Origin of the sequence: Rhodoferax sp. WC2427 (assembly GCF_040822085.1) — a bacterium.
GTDB lineage: Bacteria > Pseudomonadota > Gammaproteobacteria > Burkholderiales > Burkholderiaceae_C > Rhodoferax_B.
This window is the reverse complement of the sequence record NZ_CP162006.1, coordinates 720,184-739,060: the sequence shown is the minus strand read 5'-3', so window position 1 is coordinate 739,060 and position 18,877 is coordinate 720,184. Positions and strand designations below refer to the sequence as shown.

At 64.1% G+C, this 18,877-nt stretch carries 16 protein-coding genes; 2 read left to right on the top strand and 14 right to left on the bottom strand.

Going from position 1 to position 18,877, the window contains the following annotated elements; translation table 11 throughout:
• Positions 1-21: 21 nt before the first annotated feature.
• On the top strand, positions 22-1,176 hold the full coding sequence (locus AB3G31_RS03515; RefSeq protein ID WP_367848836.1) for a hypothetical protein: 1,155 nt from the start codon (positions 22-24) through the stop codon (positions 1,174-1,176).
• Between the two features lie 25 nt (positions 1,177-1,201).
• Entirely contained in the window at positions 1,202-2,881 is a 1,680-nt protein-coding gene (locus tag AB3G31_RS03510) for an asparagine synthetase B (RefSeq protein ID WP_367848835.1), read from the top strand.
• A gap of 89 nt (positions 2,882-2,970) precedes the next feature.
• Here the strand turns inward: AB3G31_RS03510 and hisD are convergent, their stop codons facing one another.
• The 14 genes from hisD to AB3G31_RS03440 all read right to left on the bottom strand — a co-directional run bounded on the left by hisD (position 2,971) and on the right by AB3G31_RS03440 (position 18,706).
• Positions 2,971-4,293 carry a histidinol dehydrogenase gene (hisD, locus tag AB3G31_RS03505; RefSeq protein ID WP_367848834.1) on the bottom strand — a complete coding sequence of 441 codons (1,323 nt, stop codon included), beginning with the start codon at positions 4,291-4,293 and terminating at the stop codon, positions 2,971-2,973.
• 5 nt (positions 4,294-4,298) lie between these two features.
• Positions 4,299-4,949 (bottom strand): ATP phosphoribosyltransferase, encoded by a 651-nt coding sequence (gene hisG, locus AB3G31_RS03500; protein WP_367848833.1) that lies wholly within the window; start codon positions 4,947-4,949, stop codon positions 4,299-4,301.
• Positions 4,946-6,226: a UDP-N-acetylglucosamine 1-carboxyvinyltransferase gene (gene murA / locus AB3G31_RS03495; RefSeq protein ID WP_367848832.1), complete on the bottom strand. Its 1,281-nt coding sequence runs from the start codon at positions 6,224-6,226 to the stop codon at positions 4,946-4,948. Before murA ends, hisG begins: the two co-directional genes overlap by 4 nt.
• A 21-nt stretch (positions 6,227-6,247) precedes the next feature.
• Complete coding sequence (locus AB3G31_RS03490) at positions 6,248-6,490, bottom strand: BolA family protein (RefSeq protein ID WP_367848831.1); 243 nt, start codon at positions 6,488-6,490, stop codon at positions 6,248-6,250.
• Between the two features lie 5 nt (positions 6,491-6,495).
• Positions 6,496-7,251 (bottom strand): ABC transporter permease, encoded by a 756-nt coding sequence (locus tag AB3G31_RS03485; protein WP_367848830.1) that lies wholly within the window; start codon positions 7,249-7,251, stop codon positions 6,496-6,498.
• Positions 7,248-8,267, bottom strand: a complete 1,020-nt coding sequence (locus AB3G31_RS03480) for an ABC transporter ATP-binding protein (RefSeq protein WP_367848829.1) — start codon at positions 8,265-8,267, stop codon at positions 7,248-7,250. The genes AB3G31_RS03485 and AB3G31_RS03480 overlap by 4 nt, the downstream gene beginning before the upstream one ends.
• A 48-nt stretch (positions 8,268-8,315) precedes the next feature.
• Entirely contained in the window at positions 8,316-8,588 is a 273-nt protein-coding gene (locus AB3G31_RS03475; RefSeq protein ID WP_367848828.1) for a lipid asymmetry maintenance protein MlaB, read from the bottom strand.
• A gap of 1 nt (position 8,589) precedes the next feature.
• Positions 8,590-9,231, bottom strand: a complete 642-nt coding sequence (locus tag AB3G31_RS03470; RefSeq protein WP_367848827.1) for a phospholipid-binding protein MlaC — start codon at positions 9,229-9,231, stop codon at positions 8,590-8,592.
• Positions 9,232-9,328: 97 nt separating this feature from the next.
• Positions 9,329-9,997: a VacJ family lipoprotein gene (locus AB3G31_RS03465; protein ID WP_367848826.1), complete on the bottom strand. Its 669-nt coding sequence runs from the start codon at positions 9,995-9,997 to the stop codon at positions 9,329-9,331.
• A 62-nt stretch (positions 9,998-10,059) separates the two neighbouring features.
• On the bottom strand, positions 10,060-10,551 hold the full coding sequence (gene mlaD, locus AB3G31_RS03460; RefSeq protein ID WP_367848825.1) for an outer membrane lipid asymmetry maintenance protein MlaD: 492 nt from the start codon (positions 10,549-10,551) through the stop codon (positions 10,060-10,062).
• Between the two features lie 9 nt (positions 10,552-10,560).
• Positions 10,561-11,343, bottom strand: a complete 783-nt coding sequence (gene mlaE / locus AB3G31_RS03455; RefSeq protein WP_367848824.1) for a lipid asymmetry maintenance ABC transporter permease subunit MlaE — start codon at positions 11,341-11,343, stop codon at positions 10,561-10,563.
• Positions 11,340-12,176 carry an ABC transporter ATP-binding protein gene (locus tag AB3G31_RS03450; RefSeq protein WP_367848823.1) on the bottom strand — a complete coding sequence of 279 codons (837 nt, stop codon included), beginning with the start codon at positions 12,174-12,176 and terminating at the stop codon, positions 11,340-11,342. The genes mlaE and AB3G31_RS03450 overlap by 4 nt, the downstream gene beginning before the upstream one ends.
• Positions 12,177-12,480: 304 nt before the next feature.
• Positions 12,481-13,959, bottom strand: a complete 1,479-nt coding sequence (locus AB3G31_RS03445; RefSeq protein WP_367848822.1) for a glutamate synthase subunit beta — start codon at positions 13,957-13,959, stop codon at positions 12,481-12,483.
• 16 nt (positions 13,960-13,975) lie between these two features.
• Positions 13,976-18,706: a glutamate synthase-related protein gene (locus AB3G31_RS03440; protein ID WP_367848821.1), complete on the bottom strand. Its 4,731-nt coding sequence runs from the start codon at positions 18,704-18,706 to the stop codon at positions 13,976-13,978.
• Positions 18,707-18,877 lie beyond the last annotated feature (171 nt).

Genomic DNA, 18,877 nt, shown 5'->3' with positions numbered 1-18,877 from the left:
CCGGCAGAATGCCCTGCACCTATGACAACCTTCCAACTTTGGCGTTACGTCCGTTTTTTAGCCCTGTGGCTGCTGCTGTGCAGTGCGGCGCTGGCCCAGAGTGCGCCCACCACGCTGCAGGTCGGTCCCTCGCGAACTATCAAAACAATAGCTGCTGCCGCCCGTGTGGCGGGCGCAGACACCTTGATCGAAGTGGATGCGGGCGACTACCTGGGCGACGTGGCCGTGTGGACCCAGCCCAACCTGACGCTGCGTGCGGTGGGCGGCCGGGTACGCCTGCTGGCCAACGGTGCGGCGGCAGAAGACAAAGGCATCTGGGTGGTGCGCAGCCCGAAGTTCACCGTGGAAGGCTTTGACTTTGAAGGCGCGCAGGTGGCGGGCCGCAATGGCGCGGGTATCCGCTTCGACAGCGGCTGGCTGGTGGTGCGCAACTGCAGCTTCACGCACAACGAAATGGGCCTGCTCACCGGCAACGACCCCCACGCCGTGCTGGAGGTGGAAAACAGCGAATTCGCCTACAACATGCGCCCCGACGGGCACAACCACAACCTCTACATCGGCCAGATCGCCCGGGCCACTGTTACCGGCAGTTACCTGCACCACGCCCGCACCGGCCACCTGCTGAAAAGCCGCGCCGCGCAAAGCAACATCTTGTACAACCGCCTCACCGACGACGGCGGCAGCGCCAGCTACGAGCTGGAGTTTCCCAACGGCGGCGTGGCGGTGGTGGTGGGCAACACCATCCAGCAGGGCCCGTTGACCGAAAACCCGGTGCTCATCTCCTTCGGGGCCGAGGGCTACACCTGGCCGGTCAACCAGCTCAGCCTGGCCTACAACACCCTGGTGGACGACCTGCCCCAGGGCGGTGTCTGGCTGAAGGTCAAACCCGGGGCCGATGCCGTGCTGGCCGTGAACAACCTGCTGGTCGGTACCGCGCCGCTGCAGGCCACCACGCCGGGCGACTTCCGCAACAATTTCACCACCGACCGCGGCAGCCTGGCACCCGGCGGCGACTACCGGCTGCGGACGGGCTCGCCGCTGCGGGGCAAAGCCATCGCCCTGGACAAAACCCTGCAAGCGCAGCGTGAATATAGTCACACCGCCAAGAGCATTGCGCTCGACATTGCCCCGCATAATCCCGGTGCGATGCAGCGCCTGCTGGCGCGCCAGCCCTGATATTTTTGCTTTTTACGCCCCCACTATGTCCTCACACACCCCCTCCCTGGTTCTCGGCAGCCCCCGCTTCACCGATGCCCGCCTGGCCGCGCTCGCAAGCTCCGAGGGCCCGCTGGCCGCCTGGCAAGCCGCCTGCGCCGCCGATGCCAGCAGCGCTGCGCTGCAGGCCACGGGCGACTTCGCGGTGGGGCTGCAAGAGCCCTCGGGCCGCACGTTTTTGGCGGTGGACCGCTTTGCCATCCGCAGCCTGTGCTACCGGGTGGTGGACGGGCAGATCCGCTTTGCGGGCCGCGCCGATGCACTTGCCGATGGGGCCGACATCGACCCGCAGGCCATCTTCGACTACCTGTACTTCCACGCCATCCCCTCGCCGCGCACCATCTTCAAAGGCGTGTTCCGCCTGCCGCCAGGCCACTACGCGCTGTTTGAGCACGGCAAACTGACGGTAGCACCCTACTGGGTCCCCACCTTCATCGAGCCGCGCAGCGCCTCGTTCAACAGCCTGCGCGAGGAGTTCCGCGGCCTGGTGCGCAGCGCCGTCAGCGCCCAGCTCGACGGCGGCACCGCCGCCTGCTTTTTAAGCGGCGGCACCGACAGCTCCACCGTGGCGGGCATGCTCAGCGAGATCGGCGGCAAGCAGGGCCAGAAGGCTGCCACCTACTCCATCGGCTTCGATGCCGAGGGCTACGACGAGATGGAATACGCCCGGCTGGCCTCGCGCCACTTCAATACCGAGCACCACGAGTACTACGTCACCCCCGACGACCTGGTGGCCAGCATTGCCGACGTGGCCCGCTCCTACGACCAGCCGTTTGGCAACTCGTCCGCCCTGCCCTCGTACTACTGCGCCCGCAAGGCCAAGGACGACGGTGTGACCAAAATTTTGGCCGGTGACGGCGGCGACGAACTCTTTGGCGGCAACAGCCGCTACGCCAAGCAGCGCGTGTTCGGCTGGTACGACATGCTGCCCAGCGGCATCCGCAAGGGCCTGATGGAGCCGGTGCTGGCCCAAACCGCCGAGAGCAGCATTTCTCTGCTCAGCAAAGCCTCCAGCTATGTGGAACAGGCCAAGGTGCCGCTGCCCGACCGCCTGCAGATGTACAACCTGCTGCTGCGCCTGGGCGTGAACGATGTGCTGACCCCGGCATTCCTGAGCCAGGTCAACATCCAGGGCCCGGCCGAGCAGCAGCGCGGCATCTGGAACCTGCCTACCACCGGCAGCCAGCTCAACCGCATGCTGGCCTTCGACTGGCGCTACACCCTGGCCGAAAGCGACCTGCCCAAGGTCTGCGGCACCACCCGGCTGGCCGGTCTAAACGTGGGCTTTCCCATGCTGAACGAAGCGCTGCTGGACTTCTCGCTCAAGCTGCCGCTGGAGTACAAGCTCAAGGGCCTGAAGCTGCGCTGGTTCTTCAAGGAAGCCCTGCGCGGCTTCCTGCCCGACGAAATTCTGACCAAGAAAAAACAGGGCTTCGGCCTGCCCTTCGGCGTGTGGGCCACCCGCCACGATGGCCTCAGAGCAGTCGCCACCGACTCCCTCAACAGCCTGGCCACCCGCAACATCGTGCGCCCCGAGTTCATCCGCAGCCTGCTGACCGAGCGGCTGCAGGAGCACCCCGGCTATTTTGGTGAAATGGTGTGGATTTTGATGATGCTGGAGCAGTGGCTGCAGGCGCATGCGCCAGAGTACAAGATGCCCGGTTAAGACTCGCTATCGTTTTTAACATCAAAAAAAATAGCTGCTCACGCTTATTAAATAAGCGGTAGCAGCTATTTTTATGCCTGAAAAAAGGCTTATTTTTTGTCTAAGCGCATTTCCGCGGCCCGGGCGTGGGCCTGCAGGCCTTCGCCGTAGGCCAGCTCGGCGGCGATGCGGCCCAGTTCCTGGGCACCGGCCTGGCTGACTTCGATCAGGCTGCTGCGCTTTTGAAAGTCGTAGACGCCCAGCGGGCTGGAGAAGCGCGCCGTGCCTGCGGTGGGCAGCACGTGGTTGGGTCCGGCGCAGTAGTCGCCCAGGCTCTCCGAGGTGTAGGCCCCCAGAAAGATGGCTCCGGCGTGCTTGAGCAGCGGCTCCCAGCGGTGCGGGTCGGTACTGCTCACCTCCAAATGCTCGGGGGCGATGCGGTTGCTGATCTCGCAGGCCTCTTCCATGCTGCGGGTCTGGATCAGCGCGCCGCGGCCGGTGAGCGACTTGGCGATGATCTCGGCGCGAGGCATTTCATTGAGCAGGCGGTTGATGGACGCCTGCACCTGGTCGATATACGCGGCATCGGGGCACAGCAGGATGCTTTGCGCCAGCTCATCGTGCTCGGCCTGGCTGAACAGGTCCATGGCCACCCAGTCCGGCGGGGTGCTGCCGTCGGCCAGCACCAGAATCTCGCTGGGCCCGGCAATCATGTCGATGCCCACGGTGCCGAACACACGGCGCTTGGCGGCGGCCACATAGGCGTTGCCGGGGCCGGTGATCTTGTGCACGTTGGGGATGGTGGCCGTACCGTAAGCCAGCGCGGCCACGGCCTGCGCGCCGCCGATGGTGTAGGCACGGGTGACACCGGCCACATAGGCGGCGGCCAGCACCAGGGCGTTCTTTTCACCCCGCGGGGTGGGCACCACCATGATGATCTCGCCCACGCCCGCCACGTGGGCGGGAATGGCGTTCATCAGCACGCTGGAGGGGTAGGCGGCCTTGCCACCGGGCACGTAGATGCCCACGCGGTCCAGCGGCGTGACCTTTTGGCCCAGCAGGGTGCCGTCGGCGTCCCGGTAGCTCCAGCTCTCGCCCGAGGCCTTTTTCTGCGCCTCGTGGTAGGTGCGCACGCGGGCGGCGGCGGCCTGCAGGGCTTCGCGCTGCTGGGCAGGGATGGCATCGAAGGCGGCTTTGAGCTCGGCCTGGGTCAGCTCCAGCTCGGCCAGGGTGTTGGCGTGCAGGCCGTCGAAGCGGTTGGTGTACTCCAGCACCGCCACGTCGCCGCGCTGCTGCACATCGGCCAGGATGTTGGCCACCGTGGTTTCAATCGCCGTGTCGGCCTCGGCAGACCAGTGCAGGCGGGCTTTGAATTCAGCCTCGAAATTGCTGCTTGTGCTTACCAGACGGGCGGGAGTAGCTACAAAAGTCATAGTATTCAAGTTTTTGCGCGCTCGGCGACTGCCGCTGCGAAGGCGTCGATCATGGCGCGGATGGGGGCTTGCTTGAGCTTGAGCGCGGCCTGGTTCACCACCAGGCGCGAGCTGATATCCATGATGCGCTCCACTTCGACCAGATGGTTGGCCCGTAGCGTGTTGCCGGTGGACACCAGGTCGACGATGGCATCGGCCAGGCCGGTCAGCGGGGCCAGCTCCATGCTGCCGTAGAGCTTGATCAGATCGACGTGCACGCCCTTGGCGGCGAAGAATTCGCGGGCGATGGCCACGTACTTGGTGGCCACCCGCAGGCGCGAGCCCTGCTTGACGGCGCGCTCGTAGTCAAAGTCGTTGCGCACCGCCACGCTGATGCGGCATTGGGCGATTTGCAGGTCCAGCGGCTGGTACAGGCCCTGGCCGCCGTGTTCGATCAGCGTGTCTTTGCCGGTGATGCCCAGGTCGGCGCCGCCATTTTCCACGTAGGTGGGCACGTCGGAGGCACGCACGATGAGCACGCGCACGCCAGGCTGGTTGGTGTCGAGGATCAGCTTGCGGGATTTTTCGGGATCGTCCAGCACCTCGATACCGGCAGCGCGCAACAGCGGCAGCGTGTCGTCAAAGATGCGGCCTTTGGAGAGGGCTAAGGTGATCATGCCTTCACCCGTTCGATGTCGGCACCGATGCCGCGCAGCTTGGCTTCCATCTGGTCGTAGCCGCGGTCCAGGTGGTAGATGCGGTCCACCACGGTTTCGCCCTCGGCCACCAGGCCGGCAATCACCAGGCTGGCGGAGGCGCGCAGGTCGGTGGCCATCACGGTCGCACCGGACAGCTTGGCAATGCCTTCGACCACCGCCACCTTGCCGTCGATCTGGATGTGCGCGCCCAGGCGCACCAGCTCGTTGACGTGCATGAAGCGGTTTTCAAAAATCGTCTCGGTCACCTTGCTCGGGCCCTGGGCCACGCAGTTCAGCGTCATGAACTGGGCCTGCATGTCGGTGGGGAAACCGGGGTATTCGGTGGTGCGGAAACTCTGCGCCTTCAGGTGCGTGTGGGCCGGGCCCGCAGACTGCACGCGGATGCCGTCGGCCTCGGGGGTCACGGTGACACCGGCGGTGCGCAGCTTGTCGATCACCGCGTCCAGGTGGTCGGCGCGGCCATGCTGCAGCAGCACATCGCCACCGGTGGCGGCCACGGCGCACAAAAAGGTGCCGGTCTCGATGCGGTCGGCCACCACCTGGTGCGTGCAGCCGTGCAGCGCTTCCACGCCCTGGATGCGGATGCGGTGGGTGCCGTGGCCTTCGATTTGGGCACCCATCTTGATAAGCATTTCGGCCAGGTCGCTGATTTCCGGCTCTTGCGCGGCGTTTTCCAGAATGGTTTCGCCCTCGGCCAGGGTGGCGGCCATGAGGAAGTTCTCGGTGCCGGTCACGGTAACCATGTCGGTGGTGATGTGGCAGCCCTTGAGGCGGGTGCGGCCTGCGGGCAGCTTGGCGATCATGTAGCCGTGCTCGACCACGATCTCGGCGCCCATGGCCTGCATCCCGAGGATGTGCTGGTCCACCGGGCGCGAGCCGATGGCGCAGCCGCCGGGCAGCGACACCGTGGCCTCGCCAAAGCGGGCCAGCAGCGGGCCCAGGGCCAGCACCGAGGCGCGCATGGTCTTGACCAGCTCGTACGGGGCTTCGGGCGACGACAGATCGCTGGCGTTGATGGTGACGGTGCCGTCCTCCGTGCGGTCTGCCGTCACGCCCATGTTGCGGATCAGCGTGAGCATGGTGGACACGTCTTGCAGGCGTGGCACGTTGGTGAGGGTGACCGGCTCGGCCGTCAGCAGGGCGGCGCAGAGTTCGGGCAGGGCGGCGTTTTTGGCACCGGAGATGCGGACCTGGCCTTGCAGGCTACGGCCACCGCGGATGAGGAGTTTGTCCATGGAAAATTCTTCTAAAAAAGTTTAGCGGGGCAGTGCGGCCCACTCAGCAGGCGTGTAGGTCTTCATCGACAGCGCATGCACTTCATCGGTGTGCATCTTGGCGCCCAGCGTGGCGTACACCCGCTGGTGGCGCTGGATGGCGCGGCGGCCTTCAAACTCGCTGGATACGATGGTGGCGTACCAGTGGCGGCCATCGCCTTCGAGGGTGATGTGCTCGCAGGGCAGGTGCGATTGGATGATGGTTTGGAGTTCTTCAGCAGTCATTTTTGTTATCCGCGGATTTTGTAGCCGATGCGCAAGAGGTTGACGGTGATGGCGCTCACCACCAGCAGGGCCGCGCCCACGATGCCCAGGCTGAGCCAGGGCGAGACGTCGCTTACGCCAAAGAAGCCGTAGCGGAAGCCGTCGATCATGTAGAAGAACGGGTTCAGGTGGCTCACGGTTTGCCAGAAAGGTGGCAGGGAATGGATGGAATAGAACACGCCACTCAAAAAGGTCATGGGCATGATCACGAAGTTCTGGAACGCCGCCATCTGGTCGAACTTTTCGGCCCACAGCCCGGCGATGATGCCCAGCGTGCCCATCAGCGCCGCGCCCAGCACCGCAAACACGATGATCCACAGCGGGGCCTCAAAACTGGCGCCGGTGAAGATGGCGGTGACGGCAAACACACCCACGCCCACCAGCAGGCCGCGCGCGATGGCCGAGCCCACGTAGGCCCAGAACCAGTCCCAGTGCGACAGCGGCGACAGCAGCACAAACACCAGGCTGCCCATGATCTTGCTCTGGATCAACGACGAGGAGCTGTTGGCAAACGCGTTTTGCAGCACGCTCATCATCACCAGGCCGGGCACCAGAAAAGAGGTGTAGTTGATCGTGCCGTACACCAGCGCCTTGCCTTCGAGCACGTGGCCAAAGATCAGTAGGTACAGCACGGCAGTCAGTACCGGCGCACCCACGGTCTGGAAACCCACCTTCCAGAAACGCAGCGATTCTTTGTAGAGCAGGGTTTGCCAGCCGGTCATAAATTGGCCCCCACGCTTGTCGCTGCGCGTACTGCGCTGCCCCCCACGGGGGCTTTCGCGCCTTGGGGCGGCCCTGCGTCGCTCACCACCTCGCTGGCCACATAGCCGTTGGTCATCACGTCCAAGAAAACATCCTCTAAATCAGCTTTGCGGATCTCCACATCTTCGGCGGTCAAACCGGCTTCGCGCACCGCCGCCAGGTAGCGTTCGATCTCGGCGGCGTTGTGTGCGGGGAATTGCACGATGCGGCCTGTAATACGGGCCTGCTGCGCGAGGGCGATAGGAAGTTCGCTATCAACTTTGAAGCGCAGCACATTGCTGGAGGCATTTTTCAGCAGCTCGCTGGTACGGTCCAGGGCGACGATGCGGCCTTTTTTCAGCATGGCGATGCGCGAGCACAGGGCTTCGGCCTCTTCCAGGTAGTGGGTGGTGAGCAGCACCGTGTGGCCTTGTTTGTTGAGCTTGGCGATGAACTGCCACAGGGTCTGGCGCAGCTCCACATCGACCCCGGCGGTGGGCTCGTCGAGCACGATGACCGGCGGCTTGTGCACCAAGGCCTGGGCCACCAGCACGCGGCGCTTCATGCCGCCGGAGAGCTGGCGCATATTGGCGTTGGCCTTGTCGGTCAGGCCTAAACTTTCCAGCAGCTCGTCGATCCAGGCGTCGTTGTTCTTCACGCCGAAGTAGCCGGACTGGATGCGCAGCGCCTCACGGACGTTGAAAAACGGGTCGAACACCAGTTCCTGCGGCACCACGCCGAGCTGGCGGCGGGCCTGGGCGAAGTCTTTGGCCACGTCATGGCCGTGCACCAGCACCTTGCCGCCGGTGGCGCGGTTCAAGCCCGCCAGAATACTGATCAGCGTGGTTTTACCCGCGCCGTTGGGGCCGAGCAGGCCAAAAAATTCCCCCTGCGCGATATCGAAGCTGACGCTGTCGAGGGCGGTAAGTGGGGGTTTTTGGGAGCCGTGGGGGCTAGGGTAGGTCTTGGAGACCTGCTGGAAGGATATGGCGGGCATGGGCCGGTGATTTTAACGGCAGGCCCCAGATGCCGCCCGGTGGGGTTTTCAGGCAGCCGCAGGCAGCAACTCGGCCACCCCGTACAGGCCCGCCAGCGCCGCCAACCGCTGGGGCAGGCCGCGCACCGCAAACGAGCGGCCCAGGCTGAAGCTCTCGCGGCGGCATTCCAGCAGCACCGCCAGGGCCGACGAATCAAACCGGGCCAGCGCGGTGGCATCCACCACCACTGCCGCGCCCGCCTGGGAGCGCAGGCCCTGCAGCAGCATGCGCAGCGAGGCCGTGGCCTGGGCGTGGGTCAACTCGGCGGGCAGCACCAGCATGTCAGTTTTTCTTGGCGTTGGCTTGGTTGCGCGAGGTCAAACTGGCGATCAGGCCGTCCACACCCTTGGCGTTGATTTCGCTGGCGAACTGGCTGCGGTAGGTTTCCACCAGCCACACGCCCAGCACGTTCAGGTTGAAGATCTTCCAGCCAGCGCCTTCGCCCGGGGTTTTCTCCAGCCGGTAGTCGAGCTGGATGGGGTCGCCATGGCCTTTGACTTCGGTGCGCACCAGCACCTCTTTGTCTTCCGCTGCCGCACGCAGAGGCTTCAGGCTGACTTCCTGGTCGCTGGTGACCTGGGCCAAAGCGCCCGAGTAGGTGCGCACCAGCAGGGTCTTGAACTCGTCCTGCAGCTTCTTTTGCTGCTCGGGCGTGGCCTGGCGCCAGCCGGGGCCGACGGCCGAGGCCGTCATGCGCTGGAAGTTCACGTTGGGCATGATCTTGGTGTCTACCAGGGCCATGATCTTGTTCACATTGCCCTGCTGCAGGGTTTTGTCGGCCTTGATGGTGTCCAGCACATCGGTGGAGATGCGCTTGACCAGTGCATCGGGTGCCTCATCGGCGGCCATGGCCCCCATGGACGTGACTGCCGCCACGGAAAACAGCAAACCGGCGGCCAACTGGCCTAACAAACGACGTTTCATACGAACTCTCTCTGCGGGAAACCCGCCTTGCAATAATGGAAATGGGCACCCGCAGGTTGACGCGGAGGCTGAAGTTACAAGCCAGCGTTGCAAGTTTTTACTTGGGTGCGTCTGGCACGGGCAGATCGGGCGGATTGCCATCGTAGATCTCGCTGCGGCGCAGTTGCAGGTAGAAGTCGCGGGTAAAGGTGTACTTGTCCAGCGCGGCATCTTCCAGCACGGCGGTGGCACGCAGCAGGTTGGCGCGGCTATCGACCAGGTTCAGCCCGGTGAGGCGGTCGCGGTCGCCCGAGTGCGGCACGGCGTTGAGCATGTTGCCCTGCATGTCGATGGGCAGCGCCGCCGTGTCGCGGAAGGTAGACGGCCCGAACAAGGGCAGCACCAGGTACGGCCCCGAGGCCACGCCCCAGACCCCCAGCGTCTGGCCGAAGTCTTCCTTGTGGCGCTCCAGCCCCATGTCGGTGGCCAGGTCAAAGACGCCGCCCAGGCCGAACACGCTGTTGATGGTGAAGCGCATCCAGCTCTCGGCAGCCTCGCGGCCCTTGAACTGCAGCACGTTGTTGGCCGTGCTCCAGACTTCGCCCAGGTTAGAGAAGAAATTGGTCACGCCCTGGCGCACCAGCGACGGCACCACCTTGGTGTAGGCCTTGGCCACGGGTTTGACCACAGCGTTGTCCAACACATCGTTGAAGCCGAAGATCTGCCGGTTCATCGGCTCCAGCGGGTCACGCGGGTTGGCCTGCGGGCCTGTGGCGCAGCCGGACATCAGAACAAAAGCGCCGGTTGCGCAGGCCAGGGTTGCGTATCTAGTTATAGTTTTCATAGTAGTCATTTTTTAGCGGGAGCAGCAGCGGGGGTATCCGGGCCATCAGCGGCCTTGCTGTACAAAAACTGGCTGATCAAATTCTCCAGCACCACCGCCGACTGGGTGGCGGCGATGGTGTCGCCCGCCACCAGGTTCTTGGCATCGGCACCGGCTTCGATGCCAATGTACTGCTCACCCAGCAGGCCGCTGGTCAGAATCTTCAGTGAGCTGTCCTTGGGGAAAGCGTAGCGCGGATCCATGGCCAGGGACACCCGGGCCTGGAAGCTTTTGTCATCAAAAGTGATGCTTTCCACCCGGCCCACCACCACCCCGGCACTCTTGACGGCGGCCTTGGGCTTGAGCCCGCCGATGTTGTCAAACTTGGCCGACACGGTGTAGCCGGTCTGGAAGTTCAGCGACAGCAGATTGGCCGACTGCAGCGCCAAAAACAGCAGCGCAGCCGCCCCCAGCAGCACAAACAAGCCCACCCAGATATCGTTTTTGGAATGTTGCATAGCGAAACCTTAGATTGAGAACATGGTGGCCGTGAGCAGGAAGTCCAGCGCCAGCACCGCCAGCGAGGCCACCACCACCGTGCGCGTCGTCGCCCGCGACACGCCTTCGGGCGTGGGCTGGGCCTCATAGCCTTGCAGCAGCGCCACAAAGCTCACCGTAAAACCAAACACAATGCTTTTGACGACGCCGTTGCCGACGTCGAGCCACACATCCACGCCGCCCTGCATCTGGCTCCAGAACGAGCCCGCGTCGACCCCGATCATCAGCACCCCCACCACCCAGCCGCCCACGATACCGACCGCGCTGAACAGCGCCGCCAGCAAGGGCATGGTGATGACCCCGGCCCAAAAGCGCGGGGCCAGAATGCGCTGCACCGGGTCCACCGCCATCAGCTCCATGGCGCTGAGCTGCTCGCCCGCCTTCATCAGGCCAATGCCTGCGGTGAGCGAGGTGCCCGCGCGCCCGGCAAACAGCAAGGCCGTGACCACCGGGCCGAGCTCGCGCACCAGGCTCAAGGCCACCAGCAGGCCCAGGGCCTCGCTGGAGCCGTAGCGCTGCAAGGTGTAGTAGCCCTGCAGGCCCAGCACAAAGCCGACGAACAGGCCCGACACGCTGATCAGCGCCAGCGAATAGTTGCCCAGGAAGTGGATCTGGTCGCGCACCAGGCCAAAACGCCTGAGCGTCGGCCCCACCAGGGCCACCAGGCGCACAAACAGGCGCGTGGCGCGGCCGATATCGGCCAGCTTGCTGCGCAGCGCAAACCCCACGTCGGCCGGTTTGTACCAGGTCATGCGGCACCGCCTTTGGGCGGCTGCAGGCCGGCGCCAAAATCCTGCTCGACCGTGGGGCCGGGGTAATGGAAGCGCACCGGGCCATCGGGCAGCGCGTGGATGAACTGGTGCACCAGCGGGTCGGTGCTGCCGCGCACCTCCTCCGGCGTGCCCTGGGCGACAATTTTGCCGTTGGCCAGGATCACCACCTTGTCGGCAATGTGGAAGGTTTCGTCCAGGTCGTGCGACACCACCACGCTGGTCAGGCCCATGGTGTCGTTGAGATCGCGGATCAGCCGGGCCGCCGTGCCCAGCGAGATCGGGTCCAGCCCGGCAAAGGGTTCGTCGTACATCAGCAGCTCCGGGTCCAGCGCCATGGCGCGGGCCAGGGCGACGCGCCGCGCCATGCCGCCCGAAACTTCGCTGGGCATCAGGTCGCGCGCACCGCGCAGGCCGACCGCGCCCAGCTTCATCAGCACGATGTCGCGCACCAGCGCCTCGGACAGATCGGTGTGCTCGCGCAGCGGAAACGCCACGTTGTCGAACACGCTGATGTCGGTAAACAAGGCGCCAAACTGGAACAGCATGCCCATGCGGCGGCGCGCGGCGTACCAGCCGGCCTGGTCAAACTGGGCGACGTTCTGGCCGTCCAGCAGCAGCTCGCCCTGCTGGGCCTTGATCTGCCCGCCGATGAGGCGCAGCACCGTGGTCTTGCCGCCGCCCGAAGCCCCCATCAGCGCCGTCACCTTGCCGCGCGGAATGCTCAGCGTGATGCCGTCCAGCACCGGACGATCTCCGTACCCGAAGGTGAGCTGGCGAATGTCAACAAGGTTGTCTGGGGCGGAGGAGGTCATAAAAAACAAAAGCCGGAACACTTCCGGCTTTTGCATGATAAGGGAAAGTCCCCATGGTCGGACCGGCAGTGTCGCGAAATACAAACATACCCGGATGTATGTATTAGAGTTTCCACTCCATGCTATGGATTCAGGAGCTACTCACGCCCATCGGATAAGCGCAAACCCCTGAAAAAGCACATAAACCAAGGCACAGACACCTCTTCCAGAAACACCGTGGAACTGGCTGTGCCAGGCCACTGGTGTTGCCCCCTGGCAGGGGGTTGGCGAAAGAAACGAAGCTCTGCAGCCTGGGGATGAGCCCTTATCTAGGCAGGTCGCTGAAACCCATCAGGAATTCATCCACCGCGCGTGCGGCCTGGCGGCCTTCGCGGATGGCCCAGACCACCAGGCTTTGGCCGCGGCGGATGTCGCCTGCGGCAAACACCTTGGGCACGTTGGTGGCATAGCCGCCGGTGAACTCGGTGTGGGCCTTGGCGTTGCCACGGGCATCCTTCTCGATACCAAAGGCATCCAGGATGTTGGCCACGGGGCTGACGAAGCCCATGGCCAGCAGCACCAGATCGGCCTGCATCACGACTTCGGTGCCCGGGATTTCCACCAGCTTGCCGTCCTTGAACTCGACGCGCACGGTCTTCAGGCCGGTGACCTTGCCTTTTTCGCCGATGAACTCCTTGGTGGAGATGGCGAACTCACGCTCGCAGCCTTCGACGTGGCTGGAGCTGGTGCGCAGCTTGATCGGCCAGTAGGGCCAGGTCATGGGGCGGTTTTCTTCTTCGGGCGGCTGGGGCATCACCTCGAACTGGGTCACGCTGACCGCGCCGTGGCGGTTGCTGGTGCCCACGCAGTCGGAGCCGGTGTCGCCGCCGCCGATGACGATGACCTTCTTGCCGTCGGCCCGCAGCTGGGCTTTGAGCTTGTCGCCCGCGTTGATCTTGTTCTGCTGGGGCAGGAATTCCATCGCGAAATGGATGCCGTCCAGCTCGCGGCCGGGCACAGGCAGGTCGCGCGACTGCTCGGCACCGCCGGTGAGGACCACGGCGTCAAAGTCTTTTTGCAGCTGCTCGGGGGTGATGGTTTCCTTGGCCCAGTTGGTGACCTTGGAGCCCTTGCCCAGCGGGTCTTTGGCCGCGCCGACCATCACGCCGGTGCGGAAAGTCACGCCTTCGGCCTGCATCTGCGCCACGCGGCGGTCGATGTGGGTCTTTTCCATCTTGAAGTCGGGAATGCCGTAGCGCAGCAGACCGCCGACGCGGTCGTTCTTTTCGAACAGCGTCACGTCGTGGCCCACGCGCGCCAGTTGCTGGGCCGCCGCCAGACCGGCAGGGCCGGAGCCGACCACGGCCACTTTCTTGCCGGTCTTGTGCGGGGCCACGCGGGGCTGGACCCAGCCCTCGTCCCAGGCGCGGTTGATGATGGCGTGCTCGATGGACTTGATGCCCACCGGCAGGTCGTTCACGTTCAGCGTACAGGCCGCCTCGCAGGGCGCGGGGCAGATGCGGCCGGTGAACTCGGGGAAGTTGTTCGTCGAGTCGAGCACGGAGAAGGCGTTCTTCCAGTCGCCGCGGTACACCAGATCGTTGAAGTCCGGAATGATGTTGTTGACCGGGCAACCGTTGTTGCAGAACGGAATGCCGCAGTCCATGCAGCGTGCGCCCTGGATCTTGGCCTGCGATTCGTCGAGGCCGACGACGAACTCCTTGTAGTGCTTGACGCGCTCGGCGGCGGGCTTGTAGCCCTCTTCGAGCCGCCCGTATTCCATGAAGCCTGTGACTTTACCCATGATTCGTTCCTATTCTTTACTTGGCTGCAACCGCTACATCTTTAGTAGCTGCTTGTGCTGATTCAGCCTGCGCTAGAGCCACTTTTCGTGCATGAATTTCGCCCAGGGCGCGCTGGTACTCCAGCGGGAACACCTTGACGAACTTGCCACGCGCTTCGGTCCAGTTGTCCAGCAGATCGCGGGCGCGCTTGCTGCCGGTCCAGCGGTTGTGGTCTTCCAGCAGCTTCTTGAGCTGGACTTCGTCGGTCTGGCCGTTGTGCCACTGGTCGGCCACGCCCAGGCCCTGCTGTTCGCCCGAGGGCAGCACTTTTTCGAGCGACACCATGGACATGTTGCAGCGCTTGGCGAACTGGCCGTCTTCGTCATAGACGTAGGCGATGCCGCCGCTCATGCCGGCCGCAAAGTTGCGCCCGGTTTTGCCCAGAATCAATGCCGTGCCGCCGGTCATGTACTCGCAACCATGGTCGCCCGTGCCTTCCACCACCGTGGTGGCACCCGACAGGCGCACCGCAAAGCGCTCCCCGGCCACGCCGCTGAAGAAGGACTCGCCGCTGGTCGCGCCGTACATCACCGTGTTGCCGACGATGGTGTTCTGCGTGGCCACGCCGCGGAAGTCGATACTGGGGCGCACCACGATACGGCCGCCGGAGAGGCCCTTGCCGGTGTAGTCGTTGGCGTCACCAATCAGGTACAGCGTGATGCCGTTGGCCAGGAAGGCGCCAAACGACTGGCCGCCCGTGCCTTCGAGCTGGATGCGGATGGTGTCGTCGGGCAGGCCTTCGGGGCGGGCCTTGGTCAGCGCACCCGAGAGCATGGCCCCCAGCGAACGGTTGACGTTGCGCGCCACTTCCATGAACTTGACCTTCTCGCCGCGCAGGATGGCGGGCTGGGCCTTTTCGATCAGCACGTTGTCCAGCGATTTTTCCAGGCCATGCTCCTGGTCTTGCACGTGGTAGCGCGGCACGTCGGCCGGCACATTGGGCTGCGCGAACAGGCGGTTGAAGTCCAGGCCGCTGGCCTTCCAGTGGGCGATGCCTTTGCGGGTGTCGAGCAGGTCGGCGCGGCCAATCAGGTCGTCGAACTTGCGGATGCCCAGCTGGGCCATGATCTGGCGCACTTCTTCGGCGATGAAGAAGAAGAAGTTCACCACGTGCTCGGGCTTGCCCTGGAATTTCTTGCGCAACACCGGGTCCTGCGTGGCCACACCCACGGGGCAGGTGTTCAGGTGGCACTTGCGCATCATGATGCAGCCCTCCACCACCAGCGGGGCGGTGGCAAAGCCGAATTCATCTGCACCCAGCAGCGCGCCGATGGCGACGTCTCGGCCGGTCTTCATCTGGCCGTCGGCCTGCACCCGCACGCGGCCGCGCAGGCGGTTCAGCACCAGGGTCTGCTGGGTTTCGGCCAGGCCGATTTCCCACGGACCACCGGCATGCTTGATGGACGACCAGGGCGATGCGCCGGTGCCGCCGTCGTGCCCGGCGATCACGATGTGGTCGCTCTTGCACTTGGTGACGCCTGCGGCGATGGTGCCCACGCCCACTTCCGACACCAGCTTGGTGCTGATGCTGGCGTGCGGTGCCACGTTTTTCAGGTCGTGGATCAGCTGGGCCAGATCTTCGATCGAATAGATGTCGTGGTGCGGCGGGGGCGAAATCAGGCCCACGCCCGGCACCGAATGGCGCAGCTTGCCGATGTACTCGGACACCTTGCCGCCGGGCAGCTGACCACCCTCGCCCGGCTTGGCACCCTGGGCCATCTTGATCTGGATCTGGTCACTGGAAACCAGGTACTCGGCGGTCACACCGAAGCGGCCCGAAGCCACCTGCTTGATGCGGCTGCGCAGCGAGTCGCCGTCTTGCAGCGGGTAGTTGACGGTTTCCACGACTTCAGGGCCGATGATTTCGCGCAGGGTCTGGCCTTGCTTGATCGGGATGCCCTTGAGCTCCTGGCGGTAGCGGTTGGAATCTTCGCCGCCTTCGCCGGTGTTGCTCTTGCCGCCAATGCGGTTCATGGCCACGGCCAGGGTGGTGTGGGCTTCGGTAGAGATGGAGCCCATGGACATGGCACCGGTGGCGAAGCGCTTGACGATTTCTTTCGCCGACTCGACTTCTTCCACCGGAATCGCCTTGGCCGGATCGATCTTGAACTCGAACAGGCCGCGCAGGGTCATGTGGCGACGGCTTTGGTCGTTGATGAGCTGGGCGTATTCCTTGTAGGTGTTCCAGTTGTTGGCACGGGTGCTGTGCTGCAGCTTGGCGATGGCATCGGGGGTCCACATGTGCTCTTCGCCGCGCACGCGCCAGGCGTATTCACCGCCTGCATCGAGCATGGTGGCCAGCACCGGGTCGTCGCCAAAGGCGGCCTTGTGCATGCGCAGGGCTTCTTCGGCAATCTCGAACACGCCAATGCCTTCGACGCGGCTGGAGGTGCCGGTGAAGTACTTGGACACGGTTTCCTGGTTCAGGCCAATCACCTCGAACAGCTGCGCACCGCAGTAGCTCATGTAGGTGCTCACGCCCATCTTGGACATGATCTTGGACAGGCCCTTGCCGATGGCCTTGACGTAGTTGTAGATGGCTTTCTCGGGCGACAGCGCACCGGACAGGTCCTTGTGCAGGTCGGCCAGGGTTTCCATCGCCAGGTAGGGGTGGATAGCTTCGGCGCCGTAGCCGGCCAGCACGCCAAAGTGGTGCACCTCGCGGGCGGTGCCGGTTTCCACCACCAGGCCGGTGGTGGTGCGCAGGCCCAGGGTCACCAGGTGCTGGTGCAGGGCGCTGCTGGCCAGCAGGGCGGGAATGGCGATTTGGGTGGCACTGACGTTGCGGTCGCTGACGATCAGGATGTTTTTACCGCCCTTGATCGCGTCCACGGCTTCGGCACACAGCGAGGCCAGCTTGGCTTCCACGCCCTCGCGGCCCCAGGCGGCGGGGTAGGTGATGTCCAGCGTGTGGCTGCGGAACTTGCCGTGGGTGTGGCGCTCGATGTCGCGCAGCTTGGCCATGTCGGCAAAGTCGAGAATCGGCTGGGCCACTTCCAGGCGCATCGGCGGGTTCACCTGGTTGATGTCCAGCAGGTTGGGCTTGGGGCCGATGAAGGACACCAGCGACATCACGATGGCCTCGCGGATCGGGTCGATCGGCGGGTTTGTCACCTGGGCGAACATCTGGCGAAAGTAGTTGTACAGCGGCTTGTTCTTGTCGCTGAGCACAGCCAAGGGGCTGTCGTTGCCCATGGAGCCAATGCCCTCTTCCCCGGCCTGGGCCATGGGGGACAGCAGGAACTTGATGTCTTCCTGGGTGTAGCCAAAGGCCTGCTGGCGGTCCAACAGCGCGGTGGAGCTGACGGTGGCGGCGGTCGCGTCGGCGGGCACGTTGTCGAGCTTGATGCGCAGGTTGTCGATCCACTGCTTGTAGGGCTTGGTGTTGACGATGTTGGCCTTGAGCTCGTCGTCGTCGATCATGCGGCCCTGTTCCAGGTCGATCAGGAACATCTTGCCGGGTTGCAGACGCCATTTACGGACGATCTTGTTCTCGGGCACGGGCAGCACGCCGGACTCGGAGGCCATGATGACCAGGTCGTCGTCGGTGACGCAGTAGCGCGAGGGGCGCAGGCCGTTGCGGTCCAGCGTGGCGCCGATCTGGCGGCCATCGGTGAACACGATGGAGGCCGGACCGTCCCAGGGCTCCATCATCGCGGCGTGGTATTCGTAGAAGGCGCGGCGGCGCTCGTCCATCTGCGTGTGCTGCTCCCAGGGCTCGGGAATCATCATCATCACGGCCTGGCTGATGGGGTAGCCGGCCATGGTCAGCAGTTCCAGGCAGTTGTCGAAGGTGGCGGTGTCGGACTGGCCGGGGAAGCTGATCGGGTACAGCTTGCCCAGGTCGGCGGCCAGCACGGGCGAGGCCATCACGCCTTCGCGGGCCTTCATCCAGTTGTAGTTGCCCTTGACGGTGTTGATCTCACCGTTGTGCGCCACGTAGCGGTACGGGTGGGCCAGTGGCCACTCGGGGAAGGTGTTGGTAGAGAAACGCTGGTGCACCAGGCCGATGGCCGAGATGCAACGCTCGTCAGACAAATCCTTGTAGTAAACACCCACCTGGTCGGCCAGCAGCAGGCCCTTGTAGATGACCGTGCGGCTGGACATGCTGGGCACGTAATACTCTTTGCTGTGCTTGAGCTTGAGGTTCTGGATGTTGGCGCTGGCGGTCTTGCGGATCACGTACAGCTTGCGCTCCAGCGCGTCCTGCACGATGACATCGTCGCCGCGGCCAATGAACACCTGCTTCAGGAGCGGCTCGGTCTTGCGCACCGTGGGCGACATGGGCATGTCTTTGTCCACCGGCACATCGCGCCAGCCCAAGAACACCTGGCCTTCGGCCTTGATGGCGCGTTCCATCTCCTGCTCGCAGGCCTGGCGGGAGGCGTGCTCTTTGGGCAGGAAGATCATGCCCACGCCGTACTCACCGGCGGGCGGCAGGGTCACACCTTGCTTGGCCATTTCTTCGCGGTAGAGCGCGTCAGGGATCTGGATCAGAATGCCCGCGCCATCGCCCATGAGCTTGTCGGCACCCACGGCACCCCGGTGGTCGATGTTTTCCAGGATCTTGAGCGCCTGGGTAACGATATCGTGGCGCTTTTCGCCCTTGATATGGGCCACAAAACCCAGGCCACAAGCATCGTGCTCGTTGCTGGAGGAATACAAACCGTGGTCTTTGAGATATTGGATCTCGGCAGCCGTTGTCATGGCGCTCTCCTATAGTGTTTCGCGGGGGATCGAAGCATAAAGCACAGCAACAACAATGCCAAGCAGAATAATAGGGGTCAGATTCCAATTAATTCTTGACAAAAACACCACGTAGTTAAATGGGGACACATCAAAAATAGTAGCTGCTTACGCTGTATGAATAAGCGCAGA